We start from the raw sequence: 20267 nt of genomic DNA on the forward strand, positions 1-20267 counted from the left end.
CCATGAGCATGAGCGTCGACAGTCCCGTTGCGGCCGGTTTCTGGCGCCGCGCCCTGGCGGGCTACTACAAGTTCCTCTGCATGCTTCTCGCCGCGATGCTGGCGATCCTGATCATCCCGGTGACGCTGCAGATCGTCTCGCGCTTCACCCACCTGATCCCGCACTACATCTGGACCGAGGAGATGGCGCGCTTCCTCTTCGTCTGGACGATCATGATCGGCTCGATCGTCGGCGTGCGCGAGGGCGCCCATTTCGACGTCGACATCTGGCCACGCCTCTCGCCCAAGCAGAACGCGGCGCTGCGGCTGTTCTCGCGCTTCTGCCTCCTGCTGATCGCGGTCGTCTTCCTCTGGATGGGCATCGAGTTCACCGAGCAGGCGATCTACCGCATCTCCGAACTCGCCGAACTGCCGCTCTGGATCATCCACATCGCCTGGCCGATCGCCGGCGCGAGCTGGCTGCTCTTCCTCGCCGAGCAGATCCATGACGATTTCCGCATCCTGGCAGGGCAAGACGCATGACCGGCTCAGTCCTCTCCTCCGGCCAGGCGGCCATGATCCTGTTCGGCGTGTTCTTCGTTCTCTTGATCATGCGCGTGCCGGTCGCGTTTTCGCTCGCGCTCGCCTGCCTGCCGATCCTGCTGATCGAGCCCAGGCTTTCCTCCAGCATGCTGCTGCAGGAGACCTTCAACGCTTACAACTCCTTCATCCTGCTGGCCGTGCCGTTCTTCCTGCTCACCGCCAACCTGATGAATATCGGCGGCATCACCGACCGCCTGATGCGATTGTCGCGCAGCATGGTCGGGCATTTTCCCGGCTCGCTGGCGCAGATCAACGTCGTGCTCTCCTTCTTCTTCGCCGGCATCTCCGGCTCCTCGACCGCCGATGCCGCAAGCCAGTCGCGCATCTTCATCGAGGCGCAGCGCAAGGAGGGCTATGACGACAGCTTCACGGTCGCGATCACGGCGGTCTCCTCGGTGCTGGCCGTGATCATTCCGCCCTCGATCCTGATGGTGGTCTGGGGCGGCACGCTGACCACCTCGATCGGCGCGCTCTTCCTCGCCGGCATCATCCCGGGCGCGCTCATCGCCGTCGCGCAAATGGCGACCGTGCATGTCTACGCCAAGCTGCGCGGCTATCCGACCTATCCGCGTGCCAGCTGGGGCGAACTCGGCATCGGCCTCTGGGTCTCGATCCCGGCCCTGCTGACGCCGTTGATCATCATCGGCGGCAAGATCTTCGGCTGGTTCACCGCGACCGAGTCGGCCTGCATCGCCGTGCTCTATGCCACCTTCCTGTCGATCCTGATCTACCGCGAGATGAACTGGCGCGGCTTCTACGAGGCGCTGGTCGATACCGGCCGCTTCTCGTCGGTGGCGCTGTTCTGCGTCGGCACGGCGACCGCCTTCGGCTGGCTGATGGCCTATTACAAGATGCCCGAAGCCATCCTCGCCAATGTCTCGACCTGGGGCCTCGGCGTCACCGGCATGGGCTTCTTCGTCGCCTTCGTCTTCCTTGTCGTCGGCTGCTTCCTCGATGCGATCCCGGCGATCATCATCGTCGGCAGCATCCTGCAGCCGTTGACCCAGGCCGCGGGCATGGACCCCGTGCATTTCGCCATGATCGGCATCGTCTCGCTGGCCTTCGGCCTGGTGACGCCGCCCTATGGCCTGTGCCTGCTGATCGCCTGCGCGATGGCCGAGATGCGGCTGATCGACGTGCTCAAGGATGTGATGATCATGCTGCTGCCGATGTGCGCGGTCCTGGTGCTGATGATCCTCTGGCCGCAGGTCGTGCTCTTCCTGCCGAGCCTGATCTCGCCGGAATTCCTCAAGTGAGGGCCGGGGCTACTGATCCGAGATCGTCGGTGGTGGCGAGGTCGGCGACAGGTCGTCCTCGATCAGCTCGGCGCGCGCGACGGCGAGTTCCTCGACATAGCGCTTGCGGGTGGTGGCGGTGTTCTTGAGCCGGTTCTCCAGCAGCCAGTCGAGGAAGAGCTCCGGCCGGATCGTCACCATCTGCACGGTCCGCCCGCGCTCCAGGTTCTGGTTGACGACGGCCGAGGCGTTGCGGTGCCAGGTCTTGTAGTCGGGCACGACCTCGTCGCGGTCGAGCGACATGCCCCACAGCAGCGTGAAGTCTTCTTCCTCATACCAAGGAACGGCGATGCCATATGCTTCGGCCGATGGTTTCATCTGCTAGTTCGTGCTCCGCTGGAGCTGTTGAAACGTTGACCGGGAGGAGAAGTTTCGCAGGTTAGATTGCGGTCTCAGGCGGTTGGCGTCTAGGGACTTTGGTCTCGGCACCTCTCGGTTTTGCTAGTCTTCGCTTGATCCAGGCTGTTGTGCCGTGACCGGCGAGGAAGCGCCGGCCGGCCGATGATCCGCAGGCGTGCGTGCGAGTGCATGCTGGCGGCGACCGCGTCGCCGGCCCGGCTTCCGATCGCGCGCGGTTCGGGAGCGCTTTGCCTGCCGCATATGCAGATGCGTATTCCCGCATCTTATGTATAAATTTTACGCTAAATGTACAAAATTATTGCGCAAAGCAAATGCCGCTCGGGGTCTATTTTGTTGCGCGATTGTTATCGTGACGTTCTACTATGAACTCATCGAGCCTTATTCGGCGTACACGCGTGGCGTTGAAGCGCTGCGTGCGGCAGAGTGCTTGTCTTCGCTCGCCTTTCAAGAATCGGCGCATTTCGAACCGACGGCCATTCGAAGATAGCGGGAAACGGCCAAGACGAACTCGACGGTAGCGAACTCAGCGACCAGGAGGTGACCATGGATTCCACGCCAGGTAACGTCATCTGGGTCTCCACCAGCGGCAGGGCCGGAGCTCTGGGCACGGCCGCGGACCCCTATAATTCGCTCCAGGCCGCCATCAACCATGCGGCGCCCGGCTCGACCATCATGGTCAAGGCCGGCGTCTACACCGAAAACGTCTCCGTCAGAGTGGGGGGCACCGAAGCGGCGCCGCTCCGGATCGTGTCCGTGGACGGCCCCGGCGCCGCGGAGATCAGGCCGGCATCGCAGACGAAGGACACGATCGAGATCAGCCGGGTCGATCACGTCGTCCTGGATGGGTTGAAGGTGGTTGGTCCCACCTCCTCATCAGGCAACGCCATGCATGTCCACGCCCATATCAGCGGCTCGGAATTCGATCCGGCCACCAATATCGTCGTGCAGAACTCCGTCATCACGGCCGGAGCCGGCGACGGCATCAAGCTCAGCAAGGTCGAGCATATCACGCTGCTGAACAACACGATCACCGGCTCCACCGGTACGGAGGAGGGCATCGACGCGGTCGGCGTCCACCATCTCGTCATCTCCGGCAACACCGTCACCAATTCCGGCGGCGTGGCGATCAACGTGAAGGGCGGCTCCTATGACGTCCTCATCGAGAACAACCATGTCGATGGCGCCGCCAGCCACGGCATCGGCATCGGCGGCTACACCGAAGAGGCCTATTTCTGGCCGGGCTTCATCGGTGCCGAGAGCTATGAGGTCAAGGACATCAGGGTCGTCGGCAACGAGGTCGAGAACACGCTCAAGCAGGGCATCCGGGTGATCGGCGGCCAGGACGTCGAGATCGCCGACAACTGGATTCACGACGTCGCGCATCAATATGCGGTCGGCGTCTCGCCCGCCGGCGGCGTCATCCACAACCCGCCCTGGCCCAGCGACGATGTCACGATCACCGGCAATCTCTTCGACAAGACGACATGGCTGCGCGTGGACGTTCCGACGACCCACACCAGCGTCTCGGACAACGCAGTCGGCAACCTTCCCCCCGTAGACTGGCACGACACGGGCGCGCAGCCGACCACCGCCATCTACGATGACACCTATTATGTCGGCAATGCCTCCGATCAGGTGCTCGACGGCAACGGCTACGGGCACGACACGGTGCTGACGTCCACGAGCTACACGCTCGCCGCCGGGCAGGAGATCGAGGCGCTGAAGACCATCTCGGCCACCAGCACCGGCGCCATCAAGCTGGTGGGCAACGAGTTCGGCCAGGCGATCACGGGCAATGCCGGCGCCAATGTCATCAATGGCCGGGAGGGCAACGACATCCTGACGGGCGGTGCAGGCGCCGACACCTTCGTGTTCGACACCGTGCTGAAGCCGAATAATATCGACAGGATCGTGGATTTCTCGGTGGCCGACGACACGCTCCGCCTGGAGAACAGCGTCTTCCTGACGGTCGGCAAGGCGGGAGCGCTGGCCGGCGAGGCATTCTGGACCGGCGCGGCCGCGCATGATTCGAGCGACCGCATCGTCTATGATTCCGCGACCGGCAAACTCTTCTACGACGCCGACGGCACCGGAGCCCAACAAGCCATCCAATTCGCCGAACTTGCGACTGGGCTGCATTTGACGACCGCCGACGTCGCGATCATCTAGCGCGGTTCCGATCAGCTCTAGCTGCCATTGCGAGGTGGCGCAGCCGACGAAGCAACCCAGGGGGATTGCGCGAGCGAGGCCCCCCGGGTTGCTTCGCTGCGCTCATGATGATGATGGGGCGCCGAGGCGATTCTATCTGATCCGGAAGCGTTTTAGGAGATCAGGCCGGCCCATAGCCGCAATACCAGCAACGACACGACGATCCCAAACAACCCGAAAGCGAGCAGTGCGAGCGCGGTTGTCTGCGGCGATTGATTCTGTTGGTGCGATGATGTGGCGATCCGCGAGCCGCCGGGGAACATCCGCCGGAGCTTTGTCGGGACCTTCTGCCCGAATTCTCGGTTCATAGGCCTTGCTTCGTTCCCAAACGCCAAATTCCGCGCTTTGGCGGTTCTCAACTCAGCGATCGCTTGGATGAAATGGTCGGAGCGAGAGGATTCGAACCTCCGACCCCTAGTCCCCCAGACTAGTGCGCTAACCGGGCTGCGCTACGCTCCGACAGGCCGGCTTATAGAGGCGGGCGGAGCAGGATGCAACGCGCTTTGGCACTCTGCCTGAGGAACTATCCACCGCCCGCGCAACGCCCCGAAGCGGCACAGTTGCGGCGTCGCGGTATTAACCTTCAATTAAGGCTTCGATTGCCGCAACGTCGCTTCGTCCGCATCTTGCGTCCCGGACGGGGGTCCTTGAGGCGGAGAGACGCCATGTCTTTGGTGATTGCGACGACGGAGCGGCGGGCCGCGCCGGTTTCGGCCGGGAGCGCGCAAGCGTCGGGCTCGCTTGGAAACTTCTTCCAGGGCCTGCGCCCGGATTGGCATGCGCGCTGGGCCTGGGAGAATTACGAGCCGACCATCCTGAACCTGTCGCGCCAGTTCGGCCTGCGCCGCGTCTGCGAGATCGGCGGCGGGCGCGACCCGCTCTTCACGGCCGAGCAGGCGGCGCGGCACGGCGTCGACCTGATCGTCAACGACATCGATGCGGGCGAACTCGCCCTGACCCCGGCCGGCCTCGAGACCGCGCGCTTCGACATCGCCGGCGACCTCTCCGAGCCCGACGTTCGGCGCGGCGCCTATGACCTGATGGTCTCGCGCATGGTCTTCGAGCATGTCCACGATGTCGAGCAGGCCTGGCGCAACATCCATGAGCTGCTGGCGCCAGGCGGCGTCGCGCTCGCCTTCTTCCCGACGCTCTGGGCCCCGGTCTTCACGCTGAACCACATCTTGCCGGAGAAAGCCTCGCGCGCCATCGTGCACGCGCTCTATCCGGCAAGGCGCGACGGCGGCGGCGACCCAAAATTCCCGGCCTTCTACGATTGGTGCCGCGGCAACCCGGCGCTGCTCGGCCCGATGCTGAACCGGGCGGGCTTCAGCGACGTCCACGTCCAGCCCTTCTGGGGCCACGAGTATTTCAAGCGCATGCCTGGCATCCGCGAGGCCGACCACGCCTTCAACGCGCTGTCGGCGAAGATCGGCTGGCACTTCGTCACCACCCACGCCTATGTCGTGGTGCGGAAGGGGCGCGATTGAACTACTCGGCCTTGCCCGGCGCGTCGCGATACAGGGCTTCGTAGTCGCGTCCGCCATAGAAGATGTTGGTGATCTCGACGGTGTCGCCGACGATGCGATAGGCGATGACGGTGCGCCGCTCGAATGGGAAGGTGCGCAGCCCCGGCGAAAGATCGTCGCGGGGTCGTCCGCCTCGCGGCATCATCCCGATTTTTCCGCAGAAATCGAAGATGCGAGTGACGAAGCGCTCTGCCGTCAGAGGATCAACGCTGGCTCCGTAGATATAATCATAAATCTCGGAGAGATCGCTTACGGCCTCTTCGAGAAGAATGACGCTAAGAGCCGCCTTTGGCATGCGCCGCGACCGTGCGTTCGTGATGCGCGCTGAGTCGTTTCCGCGCCTCGTCGAGGGTGAGGCCAGGGCGCGGGTCCGCGACAGACCGGGCTATGCGGGCGCGGATTGTTGCCAGTCGCTCAGCGTGCTCAGCCCGATCACGTTGCCAAAGCCGCACAGCATCGCGAAGCGCCTCGCTTGTCGAGGCATACTCACCGGATTCGACGCTGGCACGAATCTCGCGGACCATCTCCGACGTCATTGTGATGCTGAGCTTCTCGGCAGCCTCACCCATGGCCGACCTCCTGCCATCCACGTTATGGGAGAGGATGGTAGCATAAAATCGTACCACCGTTCAACGCGCTGAACTCTCAGGCGCCCTCAACACAGCCAGCCCCCAGAGCAGCCCGAACATCAGGTAGAAATGGCGCCAGTGGTCGGTGTCGATCTGCACGCCCTGCAGGATCGTGATGAACAGCACCGACCAGATCGCGATCGCATGGTTCTGCCAGGGCGTGCGGGTGAAGACGAGCCTCCAGCCGGCATGGCAGGTGATTGCCATCAGCGCGAGATAGGTGAAGCCGCCGAGCCAGCCATAGGAGGCGAAGGCGTTGATGTAGACGTTGTGCGGGTCTTCCGGGAAATGCCAGCGGAAGCGCAGGGGGCCGAAGCCGTTGGGCGCGTCGAGCAGCAGCGGGATCGAGCGGAGCTGGCTGCCGAAGCGCCCGGTCACGCCCTGGTCGTAGCTCTGGTCGAGGCTGGCGCGGATCTCGAAGACGCTGCGGATGTTCTCGAACGAGAGCGCGACCAGGAGCGCGGCGACGACCAGCACCAGGGCGAGCAAGGTCAGCGCGACGATGCGCGTCCGGCGCGAGGCGTTGGGCGCGGTCAGGAACAGCAGCCCGACCATCAGCAGCGTCGAGCCGGCGAGGTTGCCCCAGGCGCCGCGCGAGAAGGACAGGAACAGCGCCATCAGCGGCACGCTCATCACCATGGCGCCGCGCATCAACCCGACCCGGCCGATCAGCACATGCTGCAAGGTGAAGACGATCGGCAGCACCAGGAAGGGGCCGAGCACGTTCGGGTCCTTGAAGGTGCCGGAGGCGCGCGCGGCATAGGTGAAGATTCCGGCGAGCCCGCCGACGTCGAAATAGCCGAGGATGGCGGCGAGCCCACCGCACCAGGCGGCGAAGAGATAGCCCTTGCGCAGCGTCTCCAGCCGGCCGATCGGATCCTCCGCCATGATCGCGGCGAAGAAGATCGCGGTGATCATCAGGTAGACCGAGACGGCGGTGAAGCGGACCGAGGGCTCCTCGTCCATCCAGGGGATCAGCGAGATCACGCCGCCGATATTGTAGAGCAGCAGCAGCACGGCCATCGGCAGAAGCTTCTGCGACAGGCGCAGGCCGGTCAGCATGAAGACGAACAACGTGACGAGGAAGATGAACTCGTAGGGCGACGGCTCGATCATCGCCAGGAAGCTCACGGCGGTGAGCAGCCAGAGCGTGCCGCGCTTCAATGCGGCATGGGAAATCCTGAGGCCGCCTTGCCGGCGGCCCTCGTCAACGCCCTGCCGGTGGGCGAGCGCGCTCAATAGGCGTTCTCGTTCTTGGTGACGAGCGAAAGCGGGGTCTTGAACAGGATGTAGGCGTCGAGCAGCACCGACCAGTTCTCGATATAGTAGAGGTCGTGCTCGACGCGGCGCTGGATCTTGTCCTCGGTGTCGGTCTCGCCGCGCCAGCCATTGACCTGGGCCCAGCCGGTGATGCCGGGCTTGACCTTGTGGCGGGCGAAATAGCCGTCGACGACCTGCTCGTAGGCGCGGTTCTGCGCGGTGGCGTGGATGGCGTGCGGGCGAGGGCCGACCAGCGAGAGGTTGCCCGTCAGCACCACGTTGAAGAGCTGCGGCAGCTCGTCGATCGAGGTCTTGCGGATGAAGCGGCCGACGCGGGTGACGCGCGGATCGTCCTTGGTGACCTGCTTGGCGGCGGCGAAATCGGCCATCTCATGGTAGAGCGAGCGGAACTTGAAGACCTCGATCAGCTCGTTGTTGAAGCCGTAGCGCTTCTGCTTGAAGAAGACCGGGCCCTTGGAGTCGAGCTTGATCGCGATCGCGGTCGCGATCATCAGCGGCGAGAGCAGGATCAGCGCGGCGATGCCGACGACCTTGTCGAACAGCCACTTCACCACGATGTCCCAGTCGGCGATCGGCCGGTCGAACACGTCGAGCACCGGCACGGCGCCGATATAGGAATAGGAGCGCGGCCGGAAGCGCAGCTTCGACATATGCGCGGAGAGGCGGATGTCGATCGGCAGCACCCAGAGCTTGCGCAGCATGGTCAGCAGCCGCGCCTCGGCCGAGATCGGCAAGGTGAAGATGACGAGGTCGAGCTTGGTGCGGCGCGCGAACTCGACGAGGTCGTCGATCGTGCCGAGCTTGGGGTAGCCGGCGACGAGATCGGGCGAGCGGTCGTCGTTGCGGTCGTCGAACACGCCGCAGACGCGCAAGCCGGTGTCGCGCTGGGCCTCGAGCGCGCGGATCAGCGCCTCGCCCGCTTCGCCGCCGCCGACGATGGCGGTGCGGCGTTCAAGCCGGCCCATGCGGGTGAGGTGGCGCACGCCGAGCGTGACGACGAGCCGCTCGCTCAGCAGGGTGGCGAGGCCGCCCGCATAGAAGCCGGCCAGCCAGACGCGCGAGACCTGGTCGCCGATCTTCAGGAAGAAGAAGGCGGCGAGTGCGACGAGGAAGAGCGTGGTCCAGCCGGCGGTCAGCCGCACGGCGGTCGGGATGAAATGCCTGAGCGCACCGACATGGTAGAGATGCAGCGCCTGGAAGACCGCGAGCGCGCCGACCGCAAGCAGCGGGATGGTCACTTGATAGGGCAGGGAACTCTCGACATTGCCGGAGACGTAGAGCCAGTAGACCAGCCCGCCGACAGCCGCGATGGCGATCACGTCGAACAGCCGCACCAGCCCTTCGATCATCACCGGCGAGAGCGTCGGCTTCACTGGCATCGCCGCGATGCGCTCGGCCAATGGATGGAAGGCGCGGGTCGTGCTGCCCGCGCTCCTGCCCATCATGTCGGATGTCGCGGTCGCCGCCGCGTCGACCTTGATCAGGTCGCGGACATCGAAAGCACCCATGTTACTCACCCTTACGCCAGGCCGGATTGATGCGATCCCCAAGCCTGACGTTGCGATAGCTGAAAAAGCTCTCGGAAGACTTAATCGGAAGCTTCGTTGTTTCCCGGGATTCGTCGCGACTTTACGGAAGAGCGGTGCGCTGGGCGGCCGGTGGACGGCCAGTGGATGGCGCAGATTCCCACCGTCGCCGAAAAGGTCGATTTTCCCTCGGTCGGCCAAGGTATTAGCTCAGGTATTGCGAAGTGTTTTTTCGATCGTTTGCCTATGGATTCGGCCCTAAAAAGTCATTTTGAGTTGACAGAAAGCAAACGAGTGGGCATATCTGCCGGCGATGAGTGTCTGAGAAGCACATTTCTGAGCGGAAACTGTCTGGGGTCTTTCTGACCCGAGGACGTCCCGCTGTGCTGCCGTCGCGGTTCATGGCCGCCCCGGCCTTTCGATCCGGACCTCGTCTTTCAAACTCGAACTTTGCCTAGCTGCCTAGAGTCGCCCCCGCGACGTCCAGCGCCGGCTTCGCCCGTGTGCAACATGTCTTTTCATTGGTTGATTCTGCTCGCGGCCATCGCCGTCGAGATCGTCGCGACGGCCGCGCTGAAGTCGGTCGTCTCCGCCCCCTGGCTCCTGGGATTGCTGCCCCTGGTGCTGATCGCGCTGTCCTTCGCCCTGCTCAGCATCGCGCTGCGCGTCATCCCGATGGCGGTTGCCTATGCGGTCTGGGAAGGGCTCGGCATCGTCGGCATCGCGGTTGCCGGCCACATCCTCTTCGGCGAACATCTTTCGCCGGAGCGGGCCATGGCGCTGGCCGCGATCATCGCCGGCATCGTCCTGCTCGAACGCGGCGTCGGGCATGGCCCCGACATTGGCCCCGGCGATGACGCGGGGAGGCTGGCGTGACCACGTCGCTTCTTCCGCAATCGCTGGCGCTGCTCTGGCTCGCGCTGGCGGTGGTGCTCGAACTCGGCGGCACCTATCTGCTGAAGCTCTCCGACGGCCTGAAGCGCAGGCTGCCCGGCCTGCTCGGCATCGTCCTCGTCACCGGCGCCTTTGCCGCGCTGGCGCAGGCGATCCGCGGCATGGACCTTTCGGTCGCCTACGCCGTCTGGGGCGGGGCGGGCCTGGTGCTGACCGCGATCATCGGCGCGCTCGCCTTCGGCCAGCGCATCCACCTCACCGGCTGGCTCGGCATCATGCTGGTCATCGCAGGCGTGGTGGCGCTCAAGCTGATGTGAGCTTGCCTCAGCCGGCGCGCTTCGCCAGCACGGCCCGGTAGGCCGCCAGCACGCCGTCGATCATCGCGTCGAGCGAGAAGTTCTCGCGGACATAGCTTGCGAGTTCGGCCGCCTGCGCGCGTCTCTCGCTGGCGGGCGCGGCCAGCATCGCGCGGATGGCCTCGGCCAGTACCTTCGGGTCGTTGGCCGGGATCAGCCGCCGCGCATGCTGCGGGCCGTAGATCTCCTTGATGCCGCCGACATCGGTCGAGATCAGCGGCTGCGCCGCCGCCGCCGCCTCCAGGATGACATAGGGCAATGATTCCGCCCGCGACGGAATCACCATGATATGCGCTTTCGACAGCGCCCGGCGGATCGGCCCCGGCGGCTCGAACACGCATTGCCCGGCGATGCCACGGTCGACCGTCATCTGGCGCAGTTCCTGTTCGTCCGGGCCGGAGCCGACGATCAGGAGGCGCGGTTCGAGCTTGTCCCGTTGCCTCAGCAGCGCGAGCGCATCGATCAGCGTGTCGACGCCCTTGGCCTGGCGCAACTCGCCGAGATAGACGAGGTCGAACGCCGCCGAACCGTGGTCGATCGGCTCGAACTCGGCCTCCGAGATGCCGTTCAGCACGATGCGGTGGTCGGTGCGCGGCTTGTGGCCGACATGCGCCTCGAAGCGCCCGGCGATGAAGGCGCTCTCGAACAGGAACATGTCGGTGGCGCGTTCGAGCAGTTTTTCGACCGACATGTAGACGCGGTGTTCGGTGCTGCCCGGCTTGTAGTTGAAGCTGCCGCCATGCGGCGTGTAGGCGGTGGCGTAGCGCCGGCCAGGCGTCAGCAGGGCCGGCAGGCGGGCATAGACGCCGCCCTTCGAGCCATGCGCGTGCACGACATCGGGATTGAGCTTCGCCCGCGTCGAGATGGCGCTGAACTGCGCCTTCGCGTCGGTCAGGCTGGGATAGCGCGACATCGGCACGCGGGTGACGCCGAGCGCCAGCTTGCCGGAAAGCTCGGCGAAGACCTCGTCGGCGCGCGTGCCGCCGGTGGTCGAGTCGCAGAAGATGCCGACCTGATGCCCGCGCTCGACCTGGCCGCGCGTGAGGTCGATCACATGGCGGAACAGCCCGCCCAGCGGGGCGCGGAAGACATGCAGGATGCGCAGCGGCCGGGCGCCGGAGCCGTCGGTCATGAGCGTCTCTCGTTCAGCTATCGAGAATTCGGAACCTCGGCCCTCATCCTGAGGAGCACCCGATAGGCTGCGTCTCGAAGGATGCTTCGGTGCGCTCTGGACCATCCTTCGAGACGCCGCTTACGCGGCTCTTCAGGGTGAGGGCTGAGGAAAAGGTTCAGAACCAGCGTTCTTTGATGACGATCGTGTCGCCCGGCTGGACCGGGTAGGTGATCGGCACTGCGCCGGTCACCGTCTGCCCGTCGATCTGGCGGGTGACCTCGGCCCAGTCGCGCTGGCCGCGCGGGGTGAAGCCGCCGGCGATCGCGACCGCGGTCTGCACGGTCATGCCGTTCACGAAGGGGAACTGCCCGGAATTGGTGACCTCGCCGAGCACGAAGAAGGGCCGGTAGGCGTCGACTTCGACCGAGACCTTCGGCTCGCGCAGGAAGCCGCCGCGCAACCGGCCTTCGATGGCGCGTTCGAGCTGTTGGGTCGTGCGCCCCTGCGCGTCGACCGCGCCGATCAGCGGCATCGAGATGCGGCCGGTGCCGTCGACCGCATAGACGTTCGAGAGATTGTCCTGTCCGAAGACGATGATGCGCAGCTTGTCGCCGCTCGCAAGCCGATAGGGTCCCTGGGTATCCGCGATCCCGAGTTCAGGCGCGACATAGCGCGGCGCGCAGGCGCTCACCGCCAGAGCGGCGGCCAAAGCGAGAGAGGCGAGTGGTCGACTCATCACGTGCGATACCCATGCGTAACCTAGGGTCATGGGTAGGGCGATATGGTTAACAAAGGCTGATCGCGGCCCAATCTGCGGCATTCCGGCCATTCCGCATCTTAACTCGCCACTAACCTTAATCAGCTTTCATTGACGTTGCGTCCTGTCCCGGACGCGAGAGTTTTGCGTGAATGGATGGGTCATGACCGTTCGAACCGATAGCGAAGCGCGGAGTGCCGGCGAAAGCCGCGGCGACATGCTCGACCTCGGCGCGCTCTGGGCCGCCATCAAGCGCCGCAAGCTCTGGATCATCGGTCCCAGCCTCGTTGCGCTCGGCCTCTCCTTCGTCGCCGTCAACCTGGTGACGCCGCGCTATACCGGCGAGGCGCGCCTCCTGCTCGAGAACCGCGACAGCTTCTATACCCGGCCGGGTCAGCTGGCCGGCGGGGAATCGTCGAGCCAGCAATTCGACGCCGAGGGCGTGCAGAGCCAGGTCCAGGTCATCATGTCGCGCGATCTGGCCCGCGAGGCGATCAAGCGCATCGGGCTTGTCGGCAATTCCGAATTCGACTCGGGCGCCGGCGCGCTCAACGCCATCAAGAAGATCGGCGTTCTGGTCGGTCTCGGCGCCCATCCGGCCGACCGCTCGCCGGAAGAGCGCGTGCTCGAAAAATACTACGACCGGGTCCTGGTCTATCCTGTTGGCCGCTCCCGCATCGTCGCGGTCGAGTTCACCTCGCAGGACCCGGCGCTCGCCGCCAAGGGCGCCAACGAGATCGCCAGCCTCTATCTCGACATGCAGGAGGCCGCGAAGCAGGACACCGCCCGCAGCGCCTCCTCCTGGCTCTCGACGACGATCGAGCCGCTGCGCAAGCGCGTTGCCGAGGCCGAGGCCAAGGTCGAGGATTTCCGCTCGCGCAACGGCCTCCTGGTCGGAGCCAACAACACCACCATCACCTCGCAGCAGCTCGCCGACCTCTCGTCGCAGCTCTCCAACGCCCGCAGCCAGCAGGCCGAGGCGCAGGCCAAGGCCGGCCTGATCCGCGATGCGATCAAGCAGGGCCGCACCTTCGAGATTCCCGATGTCGCCAACAACGAGCTGGTGCGCCGGCTGATCGAGCAGCGCGTCAACCTGCGCGCCCAGATCGCGCTGGAATCGCGCACGCTGCTGCCGGAGCATCCGCGCATCAAGGAGCTCAGCGCCCAGCTCGCCGACCTCGAGGGCCAGATCCGCGCCGCCGCCGAGCGCACCGTGCGCATGCTCGAGAACGAGGCGAAGATCACCGCCCAGCGCGTCGACAGCTTCACCGCCGCCCTCGACGGCCAGAAGAAGAACGTCTCCTCGGCCAATGACAGCGAGGTGCAGCTGCGCGCGCTGGAGCGCGAGGCCCGCACGCTGCGCGACCAGCTCGAGCAGTATATGGGCCGCTATCGCGAGGCGATCGCCCGCGACACCCAGAACGCGACGCCGGCCGACGCCCGCATCATCTCGCGCGCCATCGAGCCGACCGAGCCGTCCTTCCCGAAGAAGATCCCGGTCATGATCGTCTCGACGCTGGCGACCTTCCTGGTCGCGCTCGCGACGGTGGTCTCGCGCGAGCTGCTGAACGGCAATGCCGGGGCTCCCGCAACCCCGCGCGAGCCGCGCCGTGCGCCGGGCTGGGTCGGTGCCGCCGCCGGCTCCCGCTCCGCCAAGGGCGACCAGCGCCGCGAGCGCGTCGCCGGGCTCCTGACCCATGCCGGCCGCCTCGGCCAGATCACGCTCGACCTCGCCGATCCCGACCAGACCCTGGCCGACCTCGCCGAGCGCGTCGCCGAGCCGGCGCGCGGCATGGCCCCGCTCGTCGCCGTGCTCGACGGCGGCGCGTCCGGCGCCGCCACGGCGCTCGACCTCGCCAAGCTGCTGGCGCAGCGCTGCCGCTGCATCGTCGTCGACCTGAGCAGGGACGAGGATCGTACGCGTCCCGGCTTCTCGGAGCTGCTCGCCGGCGAGGTGCTGTTCTCCGACATCATCATGCGCGAGCCGGGCTCCCGCCTGCACAGCATCGGCGCCGGCCGGGCCGGGCGTGCCGCCGTCTTCGCCGCGCCCGATCTGATCGAGGTCGCACTCGATGCGCTCTGCGAGACCTATGACTGGGTGCTGGTCGTGGCCGCCTCCGGCGACGACAGCGCCGAGCTTGCCCCGCTCGTCGGTCGCGCCCAGGGCGTGCTGGTCATGGCCGGGCAGGTCGGCAACGGCCACGCGGTCGAGGCGGCCTATCGGCTCGCCGACCTGACCAAGGCGCCGGTCGCACTGGTCCTGGATGCGCCGGCCGCGCCCGTGCCGTTCTCGACCCGCGCGCCCGACGAGGCGATGGCCTAGTCTTCGATGTCCGCGCGGCTGCCGCGCCGGTTGAGCCAGCCCGAAACGCGCTGCGCCAGCTTCAAGGCCAGCGGCGAGCTCTTGATCCGCCGCTTCGCCACGCGCTTGGCGCGACTGAACAGGGCGAAGGCGCGGCCCTTGGCGGTCAGCGGCAGGAAGGTGTCGACCAGCTCGTCGCGCTCATCGCAGATCGTCGTCTTGTAGCGGGCCTCGCCGACGCCGAGATCGAAGACCGTGACGCCGGCATGGCATTTCAGCTTGATCAGGTCGACCAGCAGGATCTCGCCCGGGCTGGTCTTGGCGATCTCGCTGTCCATGTCGAACGAGGTCGCCATGCCGGAGAAGCGGCTTGCCTGCACGGCGCCGACATAGGTCGCGACCGAGCGGCCGTCGACATCGAGCGAATAGAGTTCGAGCGGCGGCGAGACGCTCAGGCCCGGCGTCGCCGCCTGGCGCAGGAACTCGCGCACGGACGGGTCGGCGAAGGGATCGGGCACGCCCATGGCCTGGAAGCGCACGGCCTTCTGCGCCAGGAAGGCGTCGATGACGCGCTCGATCTCGCCCGGCTCCTCGGCGCGGACCAGCGTCGACTTGCCGAAGCCGGCGAAGCGGTTGCGCTTGTTCTTCAGCTTCTTGCGGGCATGCGAGCTCATCGAGCGCTTCAAGGTGCCGTCGCAATCGTCCTGGTCGAGCGCGAGCTTGTAGGCGCCGCTCGGGCTCGGCCCGGCCGCGATGAGCGCGGTCGGGTTCGGCACGCCCTGCCACTCCGTCGGCTGGTTGACGAAGATCAGCCCGTCGAGCCCGCCGAGCGCGGCGCCGACCTCGCCGAGCATGGCGCGGGCAGCGTCGGCGTCGAGCGCTGCGGCGAATTCGGGAGCGTAGAGGCCCATATGATAATTGGCGTGCTTGCCGCCGATGAACTCGGCGAAGCGGATGCCGCCCCGGCGCGTGATCGTGAGCGGCAGGATCGCCTGCGCGGTCCCAGTCGCATCGCGCAGCACGACATGGCGGAACTCCATGCGGTGCGCGGCGCCGACTGTCGCGACGAAGGCGTTGATCCAGCCAAAGGACTGATAGGGCGTCACCAGCGCGCGCGCTTCGAGCGCGCGCCATTCCGCCTCGATCGCCGCGAGGTCGGGCGTGATCGCGATGCTGCGCCAGGGCCGCGCCGCGCCGTTCAGGCTCCGACTCTCGGCCAGAGGCAGGCCCGCAGGGCGTTCGGCGAGTGCGGACATGGGTGACGGATCCTTCGGCAACGCGATCGGCCTTCCTTAACCCGGCATTGTGAACAGACCTGCCAAGATCAGCGCCAGACGCCGAAGCATCGGCGGATAACGTTAAGGCATCTCCAAGCGCAGTGGTTACCACTTCACGCAAGGGCATGGCTTCGCGGATACCTTGGCGGATACGCTGAAACGAGACCGATGAGCCTGCGCCACCAAGCCTTCTCCGCCGCCTTCAAGGCCATCGCGCTGACTGGCGCCGATCGCTGGGGCCGGGGCCTCGCCCAGGGGCGCGGCGTGATCCTGACGCTGCACCATGTCCGGCCCTGGCGCGCGCGCGGCTTCGCGCCGAACCGGCTGCTGGAGATCACGCCGGAATTCCTCGACCGGACGCTCGGCCTGATCCGCAGCGAGGGCTACGACATCGTCTCGCTCGACGAGGCGTTGGCGCGGCTGGCCGATCCGAAGCCCGGCCGCTTCTTCGTCGCCATCACCTCCGATGACGGCTATCGCGACAATCTCGACCATGCCTGGCCGGTGCTGGCCAAGCATGGCGCGCCCTGGACGGCCTTCGTCACGCCGGGCTTCGCCGAGCGCACGGCGAGGCTCTGGTGGCTGGAGCTGGAGGAGGCGATCCGCGCCTTGCCGCGCATCGAACTCGAATTGCCGGAGGGCCGCTTCAGCGCCCGAACCGAGAGCGATGCCGAGAAGCAGGGCGCTTTCGACACGCTCTATTGGCGCCTGCGCAAGGGGCCGGAGGAGACGCTGCTCGCGGCGGCCGCCGAACTGGCGTGGCAGGCCGGCATCGACAGCGCCGCCCTGGTCGAGCGCGAATGCCTGCCTTGGGAGACGCTGCGCTCGCTTGCCGGTGCGCTGGGCGTGACCATCGGCGCGCATACGCTGAGCCATCCGATGCTCGCGAAGCATCCGGAGGAGGTCGCGCGGCGCGAGATATTTGAGAGCAAGGCGCGGCTGGAGGCGGAGCTCGGCATTCCGATCCGGCATTTCGCCTATCCGGTCGGCGACCCCGGCTCGGCCGGGCCGCGGGAATTCGCCCTGGCGCGGGAGGCGGGCTTTGCCAGCGCCGTGACGACGCGGCCGGGGCACCTCTTCGCGGAGCACGCGGCGCACCTGCATGCGCTGCCGCGAGTTTCGCTCAATGGCTACCACCAGAGCGACGTGGCGGTGCGGGCGCTGCTGTCGGGGCTGCCGTTCCTAGCTTGGAACAGGGGTAGAAAGGTGAATGCAGGCTAGGCCTTGTCCTTCCGCTCCATCCACTTGATCAGCGGTAGCAGCGGCAGGATCCAGGCCAGCCCGAGAGCGACATAGGCGATGCCCTGGACGAGCTTCGACGCCTCGGTGATCCGCCCCTGCGCCAGCGCCATCGCGACCAGCGCATAGACGCAAACGAAGACCAGGATCACGACGGTGCCGATCAGCTTGCGATGGCTTTGGGTCATTTCGGCTCCGGCTGCGGCATTGCGGGCGTTGTTCGCGGGTTTCAGCGGGTCTATCTGTCACCCGCGACGGCGCTTGTGAAGCGCGATACCTGCGACCAGAGGCCTCGGTTCCGTGACGATCGCTCTTAATCAGCCCCTGGACGCCGCAGCGCGCAGCACCAATCACGCCGGCATCCGGCGCTGGCTCTGGATCGTAGCGGCGCTGGTCTTCGCCATGGTCGTGGTCGGCGGCGCGACGCGGCTGACCGGCTCCGGCCTCTCGATCACCGAATGGAAGCCGATCACCGGCGCTCTGCCGCCGCTCGGCGACGCCGCCTGGGCGGCCGAGTTCGAAAAATACCGCCTGAGCCCGCAATATCAGCTCCTCAACACCGGCATGGAGCTGTCCGAGTTCAAGTTCATCTACTGGTGGGAATGGGGCCATCGCCAGCTCGGCCGCTTTATCGGGCTGGTCTATCTCGCCGGCTTCCTGGTCGTGGCGCTGCGCCGGCTGCTGCCCTGGCGCCAGAGCGCCGTGCTCTTCGGCATGGGCCTGCTGCTTGGCCTGCAAGGTGCGATTGGCTGGATCATGGTTGCGTCTGGCCTCGAGCCCGGCATGATCGCCGTCGCGCCGGTCAAGCTCACCCTGCACCTCAGCTTCGCCGGCCTGTTCTTCGCCTCGGTCGTGGCCTTTGCCACCTGGCTGACGCCGCCGCGCCGGATCGAGGAGGCGCGGGGGCGTGGCTTTGCCTTGCTGCTGCTGGCGCTGGTCTTCGTTCAGGTCGCGCTCGGCGGCCTCGTCGCCGGCTCCAAGGCCGGCTTCACCTTCAACACCTGGCCGCTGATGGACGGTGCGCTGGTGCCCTCAGGCTCGACCCTGTTCGCGCAACCCTCCTTCTGGGAGAATTTTGTCGACAACGTCGCACTGGTGCAGTTCAACCACCGGCTCGGAGCCTATCTGCTGCTGGCGGCCGCGCTCTGGCACGCCTTCACGATGCGCAGCGCCACGCCGGGCTCAGGGATGGCCAAGCGCGCCACCGCGATTGCCGGCTTGACGCTGACGCAGGCGGCGCTCGGCATCGTCACGCTGCTGCTGGTCGTGCCGCTCTGGGCCGGGCTGGCGCACCAGGCGCTCGCCTTCATGGTGCTGGCGATGGCCGTGGTGCATGTGACGCGCTCGACGGTGACGGCGCATCCCACGGGGGTCTGACCAACCTCAACGCGTCATCCCGGACGGAGCGAAGCGGAGCTCCGGGATCCATCATAGGGCGCTGCGGAGCCTTACGATGGATCCCGGATCTGCGCGGCTTCGCCGCTTGTCCGGGATGACGGCGGAGGGTGAAGCCGACGCTCAGGCCAGTGCCTGATCCAAATCGCCGATCAGGTCGGCGACGTCCTCCAGCCCGATCGAGAGCCTCACCACCTCCGGCCCGGCGCCCGACGCGGTCTTCTGCGCGTCCGAGAGCTGGCGGTGGGTGGTCGAGGCCGGGTGGATCACCAGTGAGCGCGTGTCGCCGATATTGGCGAGGTGCGAGAACAGGCCGAGCTTCGAGACGAGTTGCACGCCCGCGTCATAGCCGCCCTTGAGACCGACGGTGAAGACGGCGCCGGCGCCCTTCGGCGAATAGCGCTTGGCGAGATCGTGGTACTTGTCGCCGGCGAGGCCGGGATAGCTGACCCAGCTCACGGCCGGATGCTTGGCGAGATGCGTCGCGACCGCGAGCGCGTTCTCGCAATGGCGCTGCATGCGCAGCGGCAGGGTCTCGATGCCGGTCAGGATCATGAAGGCGTTGAAGGGCGAGAGCGCCGGGCCCATGTCGCGCAGGCCGAGCACGCGGGTCGCGATGGCGAAGGCGAAGTTGCCGAAGGTCTCGGCCAGCACCATGCCGTTATATTCCGGCCGCGGCTTGGACAGCATCGGGTAGCGCTCGTCGCCGACCCAGTTGAACGAGCCACCATCGACGATGATGCCGCCGATCGAGTTGCCATGGCCACCGAGGAACTTGGTCGCCGAATGCACGATGATGTCGGCGCCGTGCTCGAACGGGCGGATCAGGTAGGGCGTCGCCATCGTGTTGTCGACGATTAGCGGGATGTTGTGCGCCTTGGCGATGGCCGCGATGCCGGCGATGTCGACGACGACGCCACCCGGATTGGCGATCGACTCGATGAAGATCGCCTTGGTGCGCGGGGTGACGGAGGCGGCGAAGCTCTCCAGATCGTCGGAATCGGCCCAGATCACGTTCCAGCCGAAGTTCTTGTAAGAGTGATTGAACTGGTTGATCGAGCCGCCATAGAGCTTGCGCGCCGCGACGAACTCGTCGCCCGGCTGCATCAGCGCGTGGAAGCAGAGGAACTCGGCCGCGTGGCCGGACGCGACCGCGAGCGCCGCCGTGCCGCCTTCTAACGCGGCGACGCGCTCCTCCAGCACCGCGTTGGTCGGGTTGCCGATGCGCGTGTAGATGTTGCCGAAGGCCTGCAGCCCGAACAGCGAGGCGGCATGGTCGACATCGTCGAAGACGAAAGAGGTCGTCTGGTAGATCGGCGTCGCGCGCGCGCCGGTGGCGGCATCAGGAGCGGCGCCTGCATGGATGGCGAGCGTATGGAAACCCGGGGCGCGGTCGGTCATCGAAATGCTCCTGTTCAGTCTTGACGGCCAGATCGTTCTTTTTATCGAACGATGGGGCCCTGTCAACTATGGTTCGAAGGGGGAAAGTGCTTGGATTGCATGGTAATTGGTCGGTCTTGAGCCTGA

At 66.2% G+C, this 20267-nt stretch carries 20 protein-coding genes and 1 tRNA gene; 9 read left to right on the plus strand and 12 right to left on the minus strand.

Going from position 1 to position 20267, the window contains the following annotated elements; all coding sequences use genetic code 11:
• Positions 1 to 8: 8 nt before the first annotated feature.
• Both DWF00_RS21865 and DWF00_RS21870 read left to right on the plus strand, forming a co-directional pair.
• Positions 9 to 521 (plus strand): TRAP transporter small permease, encoded by a 513-nt coding sequence (locus DWF00_RS21865; protein ID WP_114829871.1) that lies wholly within the window; start codon positions 9 to 11, stop codon positions 519 to 521.
• A complete protein-coding gene (locus DWF00_RS21870) occupies positions 518 to 1837 on the plus strand; it encodes a TRAP transporter large permease (RefSeq protein WP_114829698.1) in 1320 nt (439 codons plus the stop codon). The genes DWF00_RS21865 and DWF00_RS21870 overlap by 4 nt, the downstream gene beginning before the upstream one ends.
• 9 nt (positions 1838 to 1846) lie before the next feature.
• Here the strand turns inward: DWF00_RS21870 and DWF00_RS21875 are convergent, their stop codons facing one another.
• Positions 1847 to 2194 carry a hypothetical protein gene (locus DWF00_RS21875; RefSeq protein ID WP_114829697.1) on the minus strand — a complete coding sequence of 116 codons (348 nt, stop codon included), beginning with the start codon at positions 2192 to 2194 and terminating at the stop codon, positions 1847 to 1849.
• Positions 2195 to 2779: 585 nt separating this feature from the next.
• On the opposite strand from DWF00_RS21875, the gene DWF00_RS21880 reads away from it, so the two are divergent.
• Positions 2780 to 4405 (plus strand): right-handed parallel beta-helix repeat-containing protein, encoded by a 1626-nt coding sequence (locus tag DWF00_RS21880; RefSeq protein WP_114829696.1) that lies wholly within the window; start codon positions 2780 to 2782, stop codon positions 4403 to 4405.
• Positions 4406 to 4557: 152 nt separating this feature from the next.
• Here DWF00_RS21880 and DWF00_RS21885 read toward each other — a convergent pair whose 3' ends face one another.
• Positions 4558 to 4752: a hypothetical protein gene (locus DWF00_RS21885; RefSeq protein WP_114829695.1), complete on the minus strand. Its 195-nt coding sequence runs from the start codon at positions 4750 to 4752 to the stop codon at positions 4558 to 4560.
• Between the two features lie 73 nt (positions 4753 to 4825).
• Positions 4826 to 4903 (minus strand) — tRNA-Pro (locus DWF00_RS21890).
• 206 nt (positions 4904 to 5109) lie between these two features.
• On the opposite strand from DWF00_RS21890, the gene DWF00_RS21895 reads away from it, so the two are divergent.
• Complete coding sequence (locus DWF00_RS21895) at positions 5110 to 5931, plus strand: class I SAM-dependent methyltransferase (protein ID WP_181832676.1); 822 nt, start codon at positions 5110 to 5112, stop codon at positions 5929 to 5931.
• Between the two features lies 1 nt (position 5932).
• Here DWF00_RS21895 and DWF00_RS21900 read toward each other — a convergent pair whose 3' ends face one another.
• Genes DWF00_RS21900 through DWF00_RS21915 form a run of 4 tightly spaced genes read right to left on the minus strand, consistent with a single transcriptional unit; the run spans position 5933 to position 9388 of the window.
• Complete coding sequence (locus DWF00_RS21900; RefSeq protein ID WP_114829693.1) at positions 5933 to 6265, minus strand: type II toxin-antitoxin system RelE/ParE family toxin; 333 nt, start codon at positions 6263 to 6265, stop codon at positions 5933 to 5935.
• Positions 6246 to 6539 carry a ribbon-helix-helix domain-containing protein gene (locus DWF00_RS21905; RefSeq protein WP_114829692.1) on the minus strand — a complete coding sequence of 98 codons (294 nt, stop codon included), beginning with the start codon at positions 6537 to 6539 and terminating at the stop codon, positions 6246 to 6248. The genes DWF00_RS21900 and DWF00_RS21905 overlap by 20 nt, the downstream gene beginning before the upstream one ends.
• Positions 6540 to 6599: 60 nt before the next feature.
• Positions 6600 to 7838, minus strand: coding sequence for an O-antigen ligase family protein (locus tag DWF00_RS21910; RefSeq protein ID WP_147283713.1), 1239 nt, complete (start codon positions 7836 to 7838; stop codon positions 6600 to 6602).
• Positions 7835 to 9388: an undecaprenyl-phosphate glucose phosphotransferase gene (locus tag DWF00_RS21915; protein ID WP_114829690.1), complete on the minus strand. Its 1554-nt coding sequence runs from the start codon at positions 9386 to 9388 to the stop codon at positions 7835 to 7837. The genes DWF00_RS21910 and DWF00_RS21915 overlap by 4 nt, the downstream gene beginning before the upstream one ends.
• Positions 9389 to 9916: 528 nt before the next feature.
• On the opposite strand from DWF00_RS21915, the gene DWF00_RS21920 reads away from it, so the two are divergent.
• On the plus strand, positions 9917 to 10282 hold the full coding sequence (locus tag DWF00_RS21920) for a DMT family transporter (RefSeq protein ID WP_114829689.1): 366 nt from the start codon (positions 9917 to 9919) through the stop codon (positions 10280 to 10282).
• A complete protein-coding gene (mdtI, locus tag DWF00_RS21925) occupies positions 10279 to 10617 on the plus strand; it encodes a multidrug/spermidine efflux SMR transporter subunit MdtI (protein ID WP_245974185.1) in 339 nt (112 codons plus the stop codon). Before DWF00_RS21920 ends, mdtI begins: the two co-directional genes overlap by 4 nt.
• 7 nt (positions 10618 to 10624) lie before the next feature.
• On the opposite strand, the gene DWF00_RS21930 is transcribed toward mdtI, so the two are convergent.
• Complete coding sequence (locus DWF00_RS21930; RefSeq protein WP_114829688.1) at positions 10625 to 11788, minus strand: glycosyltransferase; 1164 nt, start codon at positions 11786 to 11788, stop codon at positions 10625 to 10627.
• A gap of 157 nt (positions 11789 to 11945) precedes the next feature.
• The gene (locus DWF00_RS21935) at positions 11946 to 12506 is read right to left on the minus strand and encodes a polysaccharide biosynthesis/export family protein (protein WP_114829687.1); all 561 of its coding nucleotides are present in this window, start codon (positions 12504 to 12506) and stop codon (positions 11946 to 11948) included.
• A 184-nt stretch (positions 12507 to 12690) separates the two neighbouring features.
• On the opposite strand from DWF00_RS21935, the gene DWF00_RS21940 reads away from it, so the two are divergent.
• Positions 12691 to 14850, plus strand: a complete 2160-nt coding sequence (locus tag DWF00_RS21940) for a GumC family protein (protein ID WP_114829686.1) — start codon at positions 12691 to 12693, stop codon at positions 14848 to 14850.
• Here the strand turns inward: DWF00_RS21940 and DWF00_RS21945 are convergent.
• Entirely contained in the window at positions 14847 to 16085 is a 1239-nt protein-coding gene (locus DWF00_RS21945; protein WP_114829685.1) for a GNAT family N-acetyltransferase, read from the minus strand. The two genes, DWF00_RS21940 and DWF00_RS21945, sit on opposite strands and share 4 nt — an antisense overlap.
• Positions 16086 to 16274: 189 nt before the next feature.
• Here DWF00_RS21945 and DWF00_RS21950 point away from each other — a divergent pair, with 189 nt between their 5' ends.
• On the plus strand, positions 16275 to 17327 hold the full coding sequence (locus tag DWF00_RS21950; RefSeq protein ID WP_114829684.1) for a polysaccharide deacetylase family protein: 1053 nt from the start codon (positions 16275 to 16277) through the stop codon (positions 17325 to 17327).
• Here DWF00_RS21950 and DWF00_RS21955 read toward each other — a convergent pair.
• Positions 17324 to 17533, minus strand: a complete 210-nt coding sequence (locus tag DWF00_RS21955) for a DUF2842 domain-containing protein (protein ID WP_114829683.1) — start codon at positions 17531 to 17533, stop codon at positions 17324 to 17326. The two genes, DWF00_RS21950 and DWF00_RS21955, sit on opposite strands and share 4 nt — an antisense overlap.
• A 112-nt stretch (positions 17534 to 17645) precedes the next feature.
• Between DWF00_RS21955 and DWF00_RS21960 the strand changes: the two genes are divergently transcribed.
• Positions 17646 to 18722 (plus strand): COX15/CtaA family protein, encoded by a 1077-nt coding sequence (locus DWF00_RS21960; RefSeq protein ID WP_245974187.1) that lies wholly within the window; start codon positions 17646 to 17648, stop codon positions 18720 to 18722.
• A 141-nt stretch (positions 18723 to 18863) separates the two neighbouring features.
• On the opposite strand, the gene DWF00_RS21965 is transcribed toward DWF00_RS21960, so the two are convergent.
• A complete protein-coding gene (locus DWF00_RS21965; RefSeq protein ID WP_114829682.1) occupies positions 18864 to 20141 on the minus strand; it encodes an O-acetylhomoserine aminocarboxypropyltransferase in 1278 nt (425 codons plus the stop codon).
• Between the last annotated feature and the right edge of the window lie 126 nt (positions 20142 to 20267).

Source organism: Allobosea caraganae, assembly GCF_003351345.1.
Taxonomy (GTDB): domain Bacteria; phylum Pseudomonadota; class Alphaproteobacteria; order Rhizobiales; family Beijerinckiaceae; genus Allobosea; species Allobosea caraganae.

Bases quoted from the DNA above. Each gene is read 5' to 3' on its own strand.
- DWF00_RS21865 (WP_114829871.1), top strand. From the start codon at position 9: ATGAGCGTCGACAGTCCCGTTGCGGCCGGTTTCTGGCGCCGCGCCCTG.
- DWF00_RS21870 (WP_114829698.1), top strand. From the start codon at position 518: ATGACCGGCTCAGTCCTCTCCTCCGGCCAGGCGGCCATGATCCTGTTC.
- DWF00_RS21875 (WP_114829697.1), bottom strand. From the start codon at position 2,194: ATGAAACCATCGGCCGAAGCATATGGCATCGCCGTTCCTTGGTATGAG.
- DWF00_RS21880 (WP_114829696.1), top strand. From the start codon at position 2,780: ATGGATTCCACGCCAGGTAACGTCATCTGGGTCTCCACCAGCGGCAGG.
- DWF00_RS21885 (WP_114829695.1), bottom strand. From the start codon at position 4,752: ATGAACCGAGAATTCGGGCAGAAGGTCCCGACAAAGCTCCGGCGGATG.
- DWF00_RS21895 (WP_181832676.1), top strand. From the start codon at position 5,110: ATGTCTTTGGTGATTGCGACGACGGAGCGGCGGGCCGCGCCGGTTTCG.
- DWF00_RS21900 (WP_114829693.1), bottom strand. From the start codon at position 6,265: ATGCCAAAGGCGGCTCTTAGCGTCATTCTTCTCGAAGAGGCCGTAAGC.
- DWF00_RS21905 (WP_114829692.1), bottom strand. From the start codon at position 6,539: ATGGGTGAGGCTGCCGAGAAGCTCAGCATCACAATGACGTCGGAGATG.
- DWF00_RS21915 (WP_114829690.1), bottom strand. From the start codon at position 9,388: ATGGGTGCTTTCGATGTCCGCGACCTGATCAAGGTCGACGCGGCGGCG.
- DWF00_RS21920 (WP_114829689.1), top strand. From the start codon at position 9,917: ATGTCTTTTCATTGGTTGATTCTGCTCGCGGCCATCGCCGTCGAGATC.
- DWF00_RS21930 (WP_114829688.1), bottom strand. From the start codon at position 11,788: ATGACCGACGGCTCCGGCGCCCGGCCGCTGCGCATCCTGCATGTCTTC.
- DWF00_RS21935 (WP_114829687.1), bottom strand. From the start codon at position 12,506: ATGAGTCGACCACTCGCCTCTCTCGCTTTGGCCGCCGCTCTGGCGGTG.
- DWF00_RS21940 (WP_114829686.1), top strand. From the start codon at position 12,691: ATGACCGTTCGAACCGATAGCGAAGCGCGGAGTGCCGGCGAAAGCCGC.
- DWF00_RS21945 (WP_114829685.1), bottom strand. From the start codon at position 16,085: ATGTCCGCACTCGCCGAACGCCCTGCGGGCCTGCCTCTGGCCGAGAGT.
- DWF00_RS21950 (WP_114829684.1), top strand. From the start codon at position 16,275: ATGAGCCTGCGCCACCAAGCCTTCTCCGCCGCCTTCAAGGCCATCGCG.
- DWF00_RS21955 (WP_114829683.1), bottom strand. From the start codon at position 17,533: ATGACCCAAAGCCATCGCAAGCTGATCGGCACCGTCGTGATCCTGGTC.
- DWF00_RS21965 (WP_114829682.1), bottom strand. From the start codon at position 20,141: ATGACCGACCGCGCCCCGGGTTTCCATACGCTCGCCATCCATGCAGGC.